The sequence below is a fragment of the Streptomyces sp. NPDC101160 genome, from assembly GCF_044768205.1.
Lineage (GTDB): Bacteria > Actinomycetota > Actinomycetes > Streptomycetales > Streptomycetaceae > Streptomyces.
Genome location: NZ_JBIWPJ010000009.1, coordinates 280,858 through 293,378, shown reverse-complemented (window position 1 = coordinate 293,378; position 12,521 = coordinate 280,858). Strand labels below are relative to the sequence as shown.

At 72.7% G+C, this 12,521-nt stretch carries 14 protein-coding genes; 12 read left to right on the top strand and 2 right to left on the bottom strand.

The window, feature by feature from the left end; genetic code table 11:
• Positions 1-226 precede the first annotated feature (226 nt).
• Positions 227-1,828: an oxidoreductase gene (locus ACIRSU_RS29190; RefSeq protein ID WP_403798212.1), complete on the bottom strand. Its 1,602-nt coding sequence runs from the start codon at positions 1,826-1,828 to the stop codon at positions 227-229.
• Between the two features lie 193 nt (positions 1,829-2,021).
• Here ACIRSU_RS29190 and hisD point away from each other — a divergent pair, with 193 nt between their 5' ends.
• The 10 genes from hisD (at position 2,022) to ACIRSU_RS29140 (ending at position 9,790) form a co-directional block, all read left to right on the top strand.
• Entirely contained in the window at positions 2,022-3,365 is a 1,344-nt protein-coding gene (gene hisD, locus ACIRSU_RS29185; RefSeq protein WP_403798209.1) for a histidinol dehydrogenase, read from the top strand.
• Positions 3,362-4,507: a histidinol-phosphate transaminase gene (locus tag ACIRSU_RS29180; protein WP_403798206.1), complete on the top strand. Its 1,146-nt coding sequence runs from the start codon at positions 3,362-3,364 to the stop codon at positions 4,505-4,507. Before hisD ends, ACIRSU_RS29180 begins: the two co-directional genes overlap by 4 nt.
• Complete coding sequence (gene hisB / locus ACIRSU_RS29175) at positions 4,504-5,097, top strand: imidazoleglycerol-phosphate dehydratase HisB (RefSeq protein WP_389216254.1); 594 nt, start codon at positions 4,504-4,506, stop codon at positions 5,095-5,097. Before ACIRSU_RS29180 ends, hisB begins: the two co-directional genes overlap by 4 nt.
• A 2-nt stretch (positions 5,098-5,099) precedes the next feature.
• Positions 5,100-5,264 carry a hypothetical protein gene (locus tag ACIRSU_RS29170; protein ID WP_389216257.1) on the top strand — a complete coding sequence of 55 codons (165 nt, stop codon included), beginning with the start codon at positions 5,100-5,102 and terminating at the stop codon, positions 5,262-5,264.
• The gene (gene hisH / locus ACIRSU_RS29165) at positions 5,261-5,911 is read left to right on the top strand and encodes an imidazole glycerol phosphate synthase subunit HisH (protein WP_403798203.1); all 651 of its coding nucleotides are present in this window, start codon (positions 5,261-5,263) and stop codon (positions 5,909-5,911) included. The genes ACIRSU_RS29170 and hisH overlap by 4 nt, the downstream gene beginning before the upstream one ends.
• 2 nt (positions 5,912-5,913) lie before the next feature.
• On the top strand, positions 5,914-6,651 hold the full coding sequence (gene priA, locus ACIRSU_RS29160; RefSeq protein WP_403798200.1) for a bifunctional 1-(5-phosphoribosyl)-5-((5-phosphoribosylamino)methylideneamino)imidazole-4-carboxamide isomerase/phosphoribosylanthranilate isomerase PriA: 738 nt from the start codon (positions 5,914-5,916) through the stop codon (positions 6,649-6,651).
• Positions 6,648-7,061 (top strand): RidA family protein, encoded by a 414-nt coding sequence (locus tag ACIRSU_RS29155; RefSeq protein WP_403798197.1) that lies wholly within the window; start codon positions 6,648-6,650, stop codon positions 7,059-7,061. The genes priA and ACIRSU_RS29155 overlap by 4 nt, the downstream gene beginning before the upstream one ends.
• Positions 7,058-7,813, top strand: a complete 756-nt coding sequence (gene hisF, locus ACIRSU_RS29150; RefSeq protein ID WP_403798194.1) for an imidazole glycerol phosphate synthase subunit HisF — start codon at positions 7,058-7,060, stop codon at positions 7,811-7,813. Before ACIRSU_RS29155 ends, hisF begins: the two co-directional genes overlap by 4 nt.
• Before the next feature lie 139 nt (positions 7,814-7,952).
• Positions 7,953-8,540 (top strand): ArsR/SmtB family transcription factor, encoded by a 588-nt coding sequence (locus ACIRSU_RS29145; RefSeq protein ID WP_403798191.1) that lies wholly within the window; start codon positions 7,953-7,955, stop codon positions 8,538-8,540.
• A gap of 5 nt (positions 8,541-8,545) precedes the next feature.
• Positions 8,546-9,790, top strand: coding sequence for an MFS transporter (locus tag ACIRSU_RS29140; protein ID WP_403798188.1), 1,245 nt, complete (start codon positions 8,546-8,548; stop codon positions 9,788-9,790).
• A 1-nt stretch (position 9,791) separates the two neighbouring features.
• Here the strand turns inward: ACIRSU_RS29140 and ACIRSU_RS29135 are convergent, their stop codons facing one another.
• Positions 9,792-10,433: a TIGR03085 family metal-binding protein gene (locus ACIRSU_RS29135; protein WP_403798186.1), complete on the bottom strand. Its 642-nt coding sequence runs from the start codon at positions 10,431-10,433 to the stop codon at positions 9,792-9,794.
• Positions 10,434-10,610: 177 nt separating this feature from the next.
• Here ACIRSU_RS29135 and hisI point away from each other — a divergent pair, with 177 nt between their 5' ends.
• Both hisI and ACIRSU_RS29125 read left to right on the top strand, forming a co-directional pair.
• On the top strand, positions 10,611-10,985 hold the full coding sequence (hisI, locus tag ACIRSU_RS29130) for a phosphoribosyl-AMP cyclohydrolase (RefSeq protein WP_403798183.1): 375 nt from the start codon (positions 10,611-10,613) through the stop codon (positions 10,983-10,985).
• Between the two features lie 11 nt (positions 10,986-10,996).
• Positions 10,997-12,499 carry an anthranilate synthase component I gene (locus ACIRSU_RS29125; RefSeq protein WP_403798181.1) on the top strand — a complete coding sequence of 501 codons (1,503 nt, stop codon included), beginning with the start codon at positions 10,997-10,999 and terminating at the stop codon, positions 12,497-12,499.
• The last annotated feature ends 22 nt before the right edge of the window (positions 12,500-12,521 follow it).

Genomic DNA, 12,521 nt, shown 5'->3' with positions numbered 1-12,521 from the left:
TGCTGACAGGAGTCAAGACAGCGTAAAGATCGGGGCGAACCGGTGCTCATGCGACCCCCTCGGTTTGCCCGCCGCGCCCCCTGGGCACCGCCCTCCACCGCCCCCTGGCACCGCCCCCTGGCACCGCCCCCCACCGCGCCCTGCCCACCGTCCCGCCGCGCCCCCTGCGTGCCGCCGCGCCGCGCCCTGGCCCCGCCCCGCCGCGCCGCTGCGTACCGCCCCGGCGTCACCCTCTCCTGAGCAGCCGCGAGGCCCCCGCCGCCACCGTCGTCGCGAGCACCCAGCCGGCCAGGACCAGCGCCGTCGACGCCCACTGCCAGAAGCCTTCGAGGCGCCAGGCGCCGACCTCGCCCAGATCGATCACCGGCAGCAGCAGATCCAGCGCGTACAGCGCCGCGCTCCAGTGCGGGGCCTCGTCCGCCTTCAGCGGCACGGGCGTGTAGTGCGCGAAGGCGAACGTGCCCGCCGCCCACAGCACCGCCATCCACAGCGCCGCCCGCCCCGGCCGGTAGCCGTAGGCCACCGCCAGGTCCTGCACATAGCCCCACAGCTTCGCCCCCACCGGCAGCGTCTCCCGGCGCCGCCGCTGCTTGGCGAGCAGCACCTCGCGCGCGTCCGCGTCCTCGCCGCTGCTGCGCAGCACGGTCGCCAGGCGCTCGTACGGCTCCGGCGCGTACTCCGGGGTGGCCGCCGCGACCCACTCCAGGCGCCGGGCCAGCGGGAAGTGCCCGTACGGCACCAGCGTCTCGTAGACGAAACCGCCCATCGCGAGCCCGCCCGGGCCCGGCCAGCTGCTGGACAGGTCGATCAGCGTCACCACCTTCGCCCCGTTGAGCACCACCCGGCCCTCCTCGGGGCGCTCTCCGTTGAACCGCAGCTCCGGTGTCACTATCCGGCGCAGCGACAGCTCCTCGCGGCGCGAGCCGTCGAGCAGGAAGCGGGCGTAGTGCAGGTCGACCGAGTCGCCGAAGCGGCCGTCGTCGAGCCGCACCCCGCCGTGGCACTCGACCGGTTTGCGCCGGGCGCCCTGGGCCGGCGTCACCCCGTACGGCGGCGTGGCCGTCGCGTTCCCCGAGCTCTCGTACACCCACGCCGCGTTCAGATAGAGCGTGCGCTCCACCGTCAGCTGCGGCGCGTTCAGCGCGCGGCGCTGCTGGGCACCGCGCAGCACGCTGCCGCGCAGGCTCAGCGACACGCCGACCCGCGCCCCGCGCAGGCTCAGCTCCCCGTACGTCTCGATCAGCTCGGCCTGGAAGTCCTGGGCGACCACCATGCCGTCCGCCGTGATGGCCCGGCCGCGCCGGTCCGGCCACACCCGGATCTGGTTGATCAGCAGGTCCGTGCCGATCTGGGCGTCGGTCAGCCGGATGCCCCGCTCCACCCGGCAGCGCGGCAGATGCAGATCGCCCGCGGTGTGCAGCCGGGCCGCCTCCAGCCGGGGTATCGCGCACTCGACCATCCGCAGCGTGCCGAACTTGGCCTCCGGCAGCACCACCTCGTGGTCGAACCGGCAGCCGTTCAGCTCCACGTACGGCCCTATCTCGCCGCCCGCCAGATTGAGCACCCCGGTGATCCGCACCCCGCGCAGCTTCAGCGCGGCGACCCGCCCGGCCCGCGCCGGCGGGCCGTCGAGCAGCAGCAGCGCCACCACGTCCGCCCGCACGCTGCGCTCCTCGCCCCACACCTCCCGCACCGCGAACGGATCGTCCCGCTCCGCGACCCCCTCCCGCAGATCGCACGTCCTGCCCACCCGGAACGCGCTCCACATCACCCGCTCGGGCCCGGTCAGGCCCTCCGGCATCCCGTCGTCCTCGCGCGGCTCGGTCACTGCCGCCCCCTCGCTTTCCACGATTCCGCTTTCCCGGATTCGTACAGCCGTTCTTCCCGCTGTGTGACGGACTGAACGCTAACGGTCAGGTGTGGCGACAAGACGCCAGTGGTGCGTATCAGACGGCAGAGCGGTCCGTATCAGCCAGTGATACGGGAGTCCGGCCCTGAGGGGCGTCTGAGAGAATTGACCCGTGATCTCTCGAATCGATCTGCGTGGCGAGGCCCTCCCCGAGGGTTCCGCCCTGCGCGACCTGCTGCCCCGTGCCGAGTTCGACGTGGAAGCCGCCCTGGAGAAGGTGCGGCCCATCTGCGAGGACGTACGGCATCATGGCGCGGCCGCGGTGATCGACTACGGGGAGAAATTCGACGGCGTCCGCGTCGAGAGCCTGCGCGTTCCGGCCGAGGCCATCGCCCGCGCCCTCGACGAGCTCGACCCGGCCGTCCGAGCCGCCCTCGAGGAGTCCATCCGGCGCGCCCGCATGGTCCACCGCGACCAGCGCCGCACCACCCACACCACCCAGGTCGTGCCCGGCGGCACGGTCACCGAGAAGTGGATCCCGGTCGAGCGCGTCGGCCTGTACGTGCCGGGCGGCCGCTCCGTCTACCCGTCCTCCGTCGTCATGAACGTCGTCCCGGCCCAGGAGGCCGGCGTCGAGGGCATCGCCGTCTCTTCGCCGCCGCAGCGTGAGTTCGGCGGCCTGCCCCACCCGACGATCCTCGCCGCCTGCGCCCTCCTCGGCGTCGACGAGGTCTACGCCGCCGGCGGCGCCCAGGCCGTCGCCATGTTCGCGTACGGCACCGAAGGCACCGCCGACGAGCCCGGCTGCGCCCCGGTCAACCTGGTCACCGGACCCGGCAACATCTACGTCGCCGCCGCCAAGCGCCTCCTCAAGGGCCGCATCGGCATCGACGCCGAGGCCGGCCCGACGGAGATCGCGGTCCTCGCGGACGCCACCGCCGATCCGGTGCACATCGCCGCCGACCTGATCAGCCAGGCCGAGCACGACCCGATGGCCGCCTCCGTCCTCGTCACCGACTCCGAGGAGCTCGCCGAGGCCACCGAGGCCGAGCTGAAGACCCAGGTCGCCGCCTCCAAGCACGTCGACGACCGGATCGTCCCGGCCCTGGCCGGCCGGCAGTCCGCGATCGTCCTCGTCCGCGACCTGGCGGACGGACTCAAGGTCGTCGACGCCTACGGCGCGGAGCACCTGGAGATCCAGACCGCCGACGCCGCCGCCGTCGCCGACCGGGTCCGCAACGCGGGCGCGATCTTCGTCGGCCCCTGGACGCCGGTCTCCCTCGGCGACTACTGCGCGGGCTCCAACCACGTGCTGCCCACCGGCGGCTGCGCCTGCCACTCCTCGGGCCTGTCCGTGCAGTCCTTCCTCCGCGGCGTCCACATCGTGGACTACACCCGTGACGCCCTCGCCGAGGTCGCCCACCACGTGGTGACCCTCGCCGAGGCGGAGGACCTGCCCGCGCACGGCGCCGCGATCAAGGCGCGGTTCGGATGGAAGGTTCCCGAGAGCAAGTGACCCAGCGCAACACCCACACCATCGGGATCGACGACCTGCCGATCCGCGACGAGCTCCGGGGCAAGTCCCCGTACGGCGCGCCGCAGCTCGACGTGCCCGTCCAGCTGAACACCAACGAGAACCCCTACCCGCTGCCCGAGCCGCTCGTGGCCCGGATCGCGGAGCGGGTCGCCGAGGCCGCCCGCGGCCTCAACCGCTACCCCGACCGGGACGCCGTCGAGCTCCGCACCGAGCTGGCCCGCTACCTCACCCGTACCGGCAAGCACCCGGTCGCCCTGGAGAACGTCTGGGCGGCCAACGGCTCCAACGAGGTCCTCCAGCAGCTGCTGCAGACCTTCGGCGGCCCCGGTCGCACCGCGATCGGCTTCGAGCCCTCGTACTCGATGCACGCCCTGATCGCCCGCGGCACCGGCACCGGCTGGATCTCCGGCCCGCGCAACGAGGACTTCACCATCGACGTGGCGGCCGCTGTCAGCGCGATCGCCGAGAACGCGCCGGACGTCGTCTTCGTCACCTCGCCCAACAACCCCACGGGGACGGCGGTCGAGGCGGCGACGGTTCTCGCTCTCTACGAGGCCGCCCAGGCCGCCAGGCCCGGCGCGGGAGCGCTCGTCGTCGTCGACGAGGCCTATGTGGAGTTCAGCCACCGGGACTCGCTGCTGCCCCTCCTCGAGGGCCGCCCGAACCTGGTGGTCTCCCGGACCATGTCCAAGGCGTTCGGCGCCGCGGGCCTGCGCCTCGGCTATCTCGCCGCCCACCCCGCCGTGGTCGACGCCGTCCAGCTGGTCCGCCTGCCGTACCACCTCTCCGCCGTCACCCAGGCCACCGCGCTCGCCGCCCTGGAGCACACCGACACCCTCCTCGGGTACGTCGAGCAGCTCAAGGCCGAGCGCGACCGGCTGGTCGCCGAGCTGCGCGCGATCGGCTACGAGGTCACCGAGTCCGACGCCAACTTCGTCCAGTTCGGCCGCTTCGACGGAGCCGAGGGCTCCCACGCGGCCTGGCAGAAGATCCTCGACCGGGGCGTCCTGGTCCGGGACAACGGCGTACCGGGCTGGCTGCGGGTCACCGCCGGCACCCCCGAAGAGAACGACGCGTTCCTCGACGCGGTTCGTGAGCTGAAGAAGGAGCAGAACGCATGAGCCGCGTAGGCCGCGTTGAGCGCACCACCAAGGAGACCTCCGTCGTCGTCGAGATCGACCTCGACGGCACCGGCAAGGTCGACGTGTCGACCGGGGTCGGCTTCTACGACCACATGCTCGACCAGCTCGGCCGGCACGGTCTGTTCGACCTGACCGTGAAGACCGACGGCGACCTGCACATCGACACGCACCACACCATCGAGGACACCGCCCTCGCCCTCGGCGCCGCCTTCAAGCAGGCCCTCGGCGACAAGGTCGGCATCTACCGCTTCGGCAACTGCACCGTCCCGCTGGACGAGTCGCTCGCCCAGGTCACCGTCGACCTCTCCGGCCGCCCCTACCTGGTGCACACCGAGCCCGAGAACATGGCGCCGATGATCGGCTCCTACGACACGACGATGACCCGGCACATCCTGGAGTCCTTCGTCGCGCAGGCGCAGATCGCCCTGCACGTCCACGTCCCGTACGGTCGCAACGCGCACCACATCGTCGAGTGCCAGTTCAAGGCGCTCGCCCGGGCGCTCCGCTACGCCTCCGAGCGCGACCCGCGCGCCGCCGGCATCCTCCCCTCCACGAAGGGCGCGCTGTAACCGTGAACGGCCTCTCCACCGTCCTCATCGTCGTCGGCCTCTTCCTCCTCGGCGGCGTCTACTCCTTCGTCAAGCAGAAGCAGTCCAAGAGCCTCGTCGGCGTACTCGCCTTCGGTGCCGCGATGTGCCTCGCGGCCGGTCTCCTGCGCCTGGACGTGTGGTCATGACGACGACCGGAACCTCCAAGAAGGTCGTGGTCTTCGACTACGGCTTCGGCAACGTCCGCTCCGCCGAGCGGGCCCTGGCCCGGGTCGGCGCCGACGTCGAGATCACCCGCGACTACGACACGGCCATGAACGCCGACGGGCTCCTCGTCCCCGGTGTGGGCGCCTTCTCCGCCTGCATGCAGGGCCTCAAGGAGGCCCGCGGCGACTGGATCGTGGGCCGCCGGCTCTCCGGCGGACGGCCCGTCATGGGCATCTGTGTCGGCATGCAGATCCTCTTCGCCCGCGGCATCGAGCACGGCGTCGAGACCGAGGGCCTCGACGAGTGGCCCGGCACGGTCGAGCCGCTGAACGCGCCGGTCGTGCCCCACATGGGCTGGAACACCGTGGACGCGCCCGCCGGCAGCGAGCTGTTCGCCGGCCTGGACGCCGACGCCCGGTTCTACTTCGTGCACTCCTACGCGGTCCGCGACTGGACCCTGGAGATCGGCAACACCACCATGCGCCCTCCGAAGGTCACCTGGGCCACCCACGGCGAGCCGTTCGTCGCCGCGGTGGAGAACGGCGCCCTCTGGGCGACCCAGTTCCACCCCGAGAAGTCCGGCGACGCCGGCGCCCAGCTCCTCACCAACTGGATCGGAACCCTGTGACCGTGTCGCCTGCAAGCCTGCTCGAACTCCTCCCCGCCGTCGACGTCCGCGACGGCCAGGCGGTCCGGCTCGTCCACGGCGAGTCCGGCACCGAGACCTCCTACGGCTCCCCGCTGGAGGCCGCCCTCGCGTGGCAGCGCGCCGGCGCCGAGTGGCTGCACCTGGTCGACCTGGACGCCGCGTTCGGCACCGGCGACAACCGGGACCTGGTCCGCCAGGTCACCGAGGCCATGGACATCAAGGTGGAGCTCTCCGGCGGCATCCGCGACGACGCCTCGCTCGCCGCGGCCCTCGCCACCGGCTGCACCCGCGTCAACCTGGGCACCGCCGCCCTGGAGACCCCCGAGTGGGTCGCCAAGGTCATCGCCGAGCACGGCGACAAGATCGCCGTCGGGCTCGACGTGCGCGGCACCACGCTGAAGGGCCGCGGCTGGACCCGCGACGGCGGCGACCTCTACGAGACGCTGGCCCGCCTCGACTCCGAGGGCTGCGCCCGCTACGTCGTCACCGACATCGCGAAGGACGGCACCCTCCAGGGCCCCAACCTGGAGCTGCTGCGCAACGTCTGCGCCGCCACCGACAAGCCCGTCGTCGCCTCCGGCGGCGTCTCCTCCCTGGACGACCTGCGCGCGCTCGCCGGTCTCGTGCCGCTGGGTGTCGAGGGCGCGATCGTCGGCAAGGCGCTGTACGCGAAGGCGTTCACCCTCGAGGAGGCGCTGGAGGCGGTGGCTTCCGCATGAGCGACGCGCTGAGGAAGGTGGTGACGGGCGCTCCCTGGGAGGAGCAGTTCGGCTACTCCCGCGCGGTGGAGCTGCCGAACGGCACCGTGCTCGTTTCCGGCTGCACGTCGGTCGTCGACGGCGCCATCGCCGACGGCGGCCCGTACGAGCAGGCGATCAACTCCTTCAACGTGGCCTTCGGCGCCCTGAAGCAGCTGGACCTGGGCCCCGAGCACGTCGTGCGGACCCGGATGTACATCACCCACGCCCGGGACGTGGAGGAGGTCGGCCGCGCCCACAAGGAGCTGTTCGACGCCGTCCGCCCCGCCGCGTCGATGATCATCGTCTCCGGCTTCGTCGACCCGCGCCTCGTCGTCGAGGTCGAGGTCGAGGCGTACCGACCGGACTTCACCGAGGGAGGTGCGGCATGAGCCTCGCCGTACGCGTGATCCCCTGCCTGGACGTGGACAACGGCCGGGTCGTCAAGGGAGTCAACTTCCAGAACCTGCGGGACGCCGGCGATCCCGTCGAGATGGCCAAGCTGTACGACGCCGAGGGCGCCGACGAGCTGACCTTCCTCGACATCACCGCCTCCTCCGGCAACCGGGAGACCACCTACGACGTGGTGCGCCGCACCGCCGAGCAGGTCTTCATCCCGCTCACGGTGGGCGGCGGCGTCCGCTCCGCCGAGGACGTCGACAAGCTGCTGCGGGCCGGCGCCGACAAGGTGGGCGTCAACACGGCCGCCATCGCGCGTCCCGAGCTGATCCGTGAGATCGCCGAGCGCTTCGGCCGCCAGGTCCTCGTGCTGTCCGTCGACGCCCGCCGTACGGCCTCCGGCTCGTTCGAGGTGACGACGCACGGCGGCCGCAAGGGCACCGGCATCGACGCCGTCGAGTGGGCGCACCGGGCCGCCGACCTGGGTGCGGGCGAGATCCTGCTCAACTCGATGGACGCGGACGGCACCAAGGACGGCTACGACATCGAGATGATCGCGGCCGTGCGCAAGCACGTCACCGTGCCGGTGATCGCCTCCGGCGGCGCCGGCAAGCTGTCCGACTTCCCGCCGGCCATCGACGCGGGCGCGGACGCGGTGCTCGCGGCCTCCGTCTTCCACTTCGGCGATCTGCGGATCGGCGAGGTCAAGCAGACGCTGCGGGAGACGGGCCACGAGGTCCGCTGACCGTCGTTCCGCTTTTCCGCAGTCTCCAAGAAGGGCCCCCTCGGGGGCCCTTCTTCTTGCGCCTTCATGCGCGAGACGCACAGGATTATTTGTGCAATTTCTGTTGCGCAAGTTTTCTTTCGTATCTACGGTCATGGACATGACCTCGCCGGAGAACCGCCGCATCGACGACCTGGGCACCCTCAAGGCCATCGCGCACCCGCTGCGCCTGCGCCTCTACCGCGCCCTCTTCGTCGCCCGTACCGCCACCGCCTCGCAGCTCGCCGAACAGGTCGATGAGGCCGTGTCGCTGGTCAGCTACCACCTGCGCAAGCTCGCCGAGCACGGGCTGATCGAGGAGGCCGAGGCGCAGTCGGCGGACGGGCGGGAGCGGTGGTGGCAGCCCAGCTCCTACGGCTTCAGCGTCCACGAGGAGGACATGAACGGCGCCCCCGAACTCGCCGCCGCGAGCGCCGCCTTCGGCCGCACCGTCAACGAGCAGCGCACCGAGATGTACCGCCGCTTCCTCGACGAGCGGCTCACCTGGCCCGACGAGTGGCGCTCCGCCGCCATCAGCTCCGAGTGGCTGCCGCGCCTCACCGCCGCCGAACTCGCCGCCCTCGGCAAGGAGCTCGACGCGCTGCTCAGGAAGTACGACCAGGCGGCCCGCGCCGCCGAGGCCGCCGGCGACACCGAGGGCCGCGAGAACGTCGCCGTCCACCTCCACGGCTTCCCCTACCGGGGCTGAGCACCGTGACCACGACCGCCGCCGCCCCCGTCATCGCCGCCCGCCCCGCCCACCGCGACCCCCAGGTCCTGCGCTGGCTCGGCGCCTTCACCGCCTCCACCCTCGGCGACAGCGTCTACTACCTCGCCCTGTCCTGGGCCGCCGTCAGCAGCGGCACCCCCGCCCAGGCCGGCCTCGTCATGACCGTCTCCGCCGTCCCGCGCGCCCTGCTCATGCTGTTCGGGGGAGTGGTCGCCGACCGGCTCGGCCCGCGCCGGGTCGTCATCGGCTCCGACACCGTCCGCTGCCTGGTCGCCCTCGGACTCGCCGCGACCCTGTTCCTCGCCTCGCCCGGCCTGTGGATCCTGGCCGCCGTCGCCCTCGTCTTCGGCGCCGTCGACGCCCTCTTCCTGCCGGCCGTCGGCGCCCTGCCACCCCGGATCGCCCCGCGCGACCAGCTCGCCCGCGTCCAGGGCATGCGCGGGATCGCGTACCGCATGGGCTCCGTCCTCGGCGCCCCGCTCGGCGGCCTCGCCGTCGCCGTCGGCGGCTCCGCCACCGCCTTCACGGTCGCCGGCGTGCTCTTCGCCCTCTCCCTGCCGCTGCTGTGCGCGCTGAAGCTGCACGCACTGCCCTCCGAGGGCGCGGAGGCCGACGGCACCGCCCTGCGCGACCTCACCGACGGGCTCCGCTACCTGCGCGGCCACCGCGTCCTCGGCCACATGATGATCGTCGTGCTCCTCAGCGACCTCGGCTTCGTCGGCCCGCTCAACGTCGGCCTCGCCGTCCTCGCCGAACAGCGCGGCTGGGGCGCCTCCGGCATCGGCTGGGTGCTCTTCGGCTTCGGTACGGGCGCGGGCGCCGCCTCGCTGCTCCTGACCGTGTGGGGGCGCGTCCCGCGCGCCGGAGCCGTCAGCGGCTGGACCATGGTGCTCGGCGCCGTCTCGATCGGCGCCCTCGCCTACGTACCCCTGCTGCCCGTGGCCGTCGGCGTCGCCCTCTCCATCGGCCTGCTCGCCGGACTCTCCGGGGCGCTGTGCAACGCCCTCGTCCAGACCGAGTGCGACCCCGCGTACCTCGGCCGGGTCTCCGCCGTCTCCAGCCTCTGCTCGCTCGGTCTCGCCCCGCTGAGCTTCCCGGTCACCGGCGCCGCCATCGGCCTCTGGGGCCCCGGCCCGGTCTTCGCCGTCAGCGCCGCGGTCTGCGCGCTGAGCGGCGTGTACGCCCTGCTGGTCCCGGCCCTGCGCAAGGCCGAACTGCCCGGGGCGTAGCTCAGATCCCCAGCTGCTTCGTCGAGTGCAGCCGCTCCACGGCCTCCGGCTCGCCGTCCAGCTCCACCTTCGCCGCGTCCTGCCGCCCGAACAGGAACATGGTCAGCTCGCCCGGCTCCCCGGACACCGTCACCACCGGGGCGCCGCGGTGCGCCACCACCGTCTGCCCGTCCGGGCGGCGCAGCACCAGACCCACCGGCGCCTTCCGGCCGAGCAGCCGCGCCGACTTCTCCAGGCGCGACCACAGCGCGTCCGCGAACACCGGGTCGAGCGCGCGCGCCGACCAGTCCGGCTGCGCCCGGCGCACGTCCTCGGCGTGGACGTAGAACTCGACGACGTTCGCGCCCTCGTCCACCTGCTTGATCGTGAACGGGGACAGCTTCGGCGGGCCCGTACGGATGAGCTGGACCAGCTCCTCGTACGGCTTCTCGGCGAACTCCGCCTGCACCCGGTCGAGCCGCGCCTTCAGCGCCGGCAACGGCACCACCGCGCCCGCCGCCGCGTCCGGCCGGCGCTCCCGCACCACCACGTGCGCCGCCAGGTCCCGGGTGCGCCACCCCTCGCAGAGCGTCGGCGCGTCGGGACCGGCCGCCTCCAACAGGTCGGCGAGCAGAAGCCGTTCACGCTTGGCATGGGTCGACATGCCCGCCAGCGTACGACCCCCGCGCCCGCTCCGCCCAGCGGGCCCCGGCCACTCGTCCGCCCCACGGCCGCACCGGCACCGGTCGCCGCCCACCCGTGGCTGCCCGCCGACCGGACCTACCGGTCCGTCCTGTGGACGCCCCGCCGGACAACACCCACGGTCACGCACAATGGCGAAATGAGCAGCAGTACGCCGCCCCGGACCTCCAGCGACCTCGACCCGGCCATCGCCGCGCGCCTCAAGCGCAGCGCCGACGGCCTGGTCCCCGCCATCGCCCAGCAGCACGACACCGGCGAGGTGCTCATGCTCGGCTGGATGGACGACGAGGCGCTGCACCGCACCCTCACCACCGGCCGCGCCACCTACTGGTCCCGCAGCCGTCAGGAGTACTGGGTGAAGGGCGACACCTCCGGCCACGTCCAGCACGTCAAGGCCGTCGCCCTCGACTGCGACGCCGACACGCTGCTCGTGAAGGTCGACCAGGTCGGCGCCGCCTGCCACACGGGCACCCGCACCTGCTTCGACACCGACGTCCTCCTCGCGGCCGAGTAGGGTCTGGCGCCATGGATCTCGAGACCTTCCGCAAGCTGGCGGCCGACCGCCGCGTCATCCCCGTCAGCCGCAGGCTCCTCGCTGACGGCGACACCCCGGTCGGGCTCTACCGCAAGCTGGCGGCCGAACGCCCCGGCACCTTCCTGCTCGAATCCGCGGAGAACGGCCGCAGCTGGTCCCGCTACTCCTTCATCGGCGTCCGCAGCGACGCCACCCTCACCGTCAGGGACGGCGAGGCGCACTGGCTCGGCACCCCGCCGGTCGGCGTCCCCGTCGAAGGCGACCCTCTTGCCGCCCTGCGCGCCACCGTGGAGACCCTGCACACCCCGCGCGACCTCTCGTCCGGGATGCCCCCGTTCACCGGCGGCATGGTCGGCTACCTCGGCTACGACATCGTGCGCCGCCTGGAGCGCATCGGCGAGCACGGCACCGACGACCTGAAGCTGCCCGAGCTCACCATGCTGCTCACGAGCGACCTCGCCGTCCTCGACCACTGGGACGGCTCGGTGCTCCTGATCGCCAACGCGATCAACCACAACGACCTGGAGACCGGCGTCGACGAGGCGTACGCGCACGCCGTCGCCCGCCTCGACGCGATGGAGGCCGACCTGGCCCGCCCCGTCGCCTCCACCCCGGTCGCGCTGCCGGAGTCCGCCCTGCCCGAGTTCTCCGCGCTCTGGGGCGGCCCGGCCTACCAGGACGCCGTCGAGGACATCAAGGAGCGCATCCGGGCCGGCGAGGCCTTCCAGGTGGTGCCCTCGCAGCGGTTCGAGACGCCCTGCACGGCCTCCGCGCTCGACGTCTACCGGGTGCTGCGGGCCACCAACCCGTCCCCGTACATGTACCTCTTCCGCTTCGAGAACGGCTTCGACGTCGTCGGCTCCTCGCCCGAGGCCCTGGTCAAGGTCGAGGACGGCCGCGCGATGGTCCACCCCATCGCCGGCACCCGGCACCGCGGCGCCACACCGCAGGAGGACCACGACCTCGCCGAGGAGCTGCTCGCCGACCCCAAGGAGCGCGCCGAGCACCTCATGCTCGTCGACCTCGGCCGCAACGACCTGGGCCGGGTCTGCGAGCCGGGCTCCGTCGAGGTCGTCGACTTCATGTCGGTCGAGCGCTACTCGCACGTCATGCACATCGTCTCCACCGTGACCGGCAAGGTCGCCGAGGGGAAGACCGCCTTCGACGTCCTCACCGCCTGTTTCCCGGCCGGCACCCTCTCCGGGGCGCCCAAGCCGCGCGCGATGCAGATCATCGAGGAGCTGGAGCCGTCCCGGCGCGGCCTGTACGGCGGCTGCGTCGGCTACCTCGACTTCGCCGGCGACTCCGACACGGCCATCGCCATCCGTACCGCCCTGCTGCGCGACGGAACGGCGTACGTGCAGGCCGGAGCCGGTGTCGTCGCCGACTCGAACCCGGTCGCCGAGGACAACGAGTGCCGCAACAAGGCGGCGGCGGTGCTCCGCGCCGTCCACACCGCCAACCGGATGACGGGGAACGTCACCACGGGTTGACCGCGACCGGATGAGTCGCCGC

Excerpts from the sequence above, each read along its gene's own strand:
- hisF (WP_403798194.1), top strand. The coding sequence starts at position 7,058 with ATGAGCCTCGCCGTACGCGTGATCCCCTGCCTGGACGTGGACAACGGC.
- hisH (WP_403798203.1), top strand. The coding sequence starts at position 5,261 with ATGACGACGACCGGAACCTCCAAGAAGGTCGTGGTCTTCGACTACGGC.
- hisI (WP_403798183.1), top strand. The coding sequence starts at position 10,611 with ATGAGCAGCAGTACGCCGCCCCGGACCTCCAGCGACCTCGACCCGGCC.
- hisB (WP_389216254.1), top strand. The coding sequence starts at position 4,504 with ATGAGCCGCGTAGGCCGCGTTGAGCGCACCACCAAGGAGACCTCCGTC.
- ACIRSU_RS29145 (WP_403798191.1), top strand. The coding sequence starts at position 7,953 with ATGACCTCGCCGGAGAACCGCCGCATCGACGACCTGGGCACCCTCAAG.
- ACIRSU_RS29155 (WP_403798197.1), top strand. The coding sequence starts at position 6,648 with ATGAGCGACGCGCTGAGGAAGGTGGTGACGGGCGCTCCCTGGGAGGAG.
- ACIRSU_RS29125 (WP_403798181.1), top strand. The coding sequence starts at position 10,997 with ATGGATCTCGAGACCTTCCGCAAGCTGGCGGCCGACCGCCGCGTCATC.
- ACIRSU_RS29135 (WP_403798186.1), bottom strand. The coding sequence starts at position 10,433 with ATGTCGACCCATGCCAAGCGTGAACGGCTTCTGCTCGCCGACCTGTTG.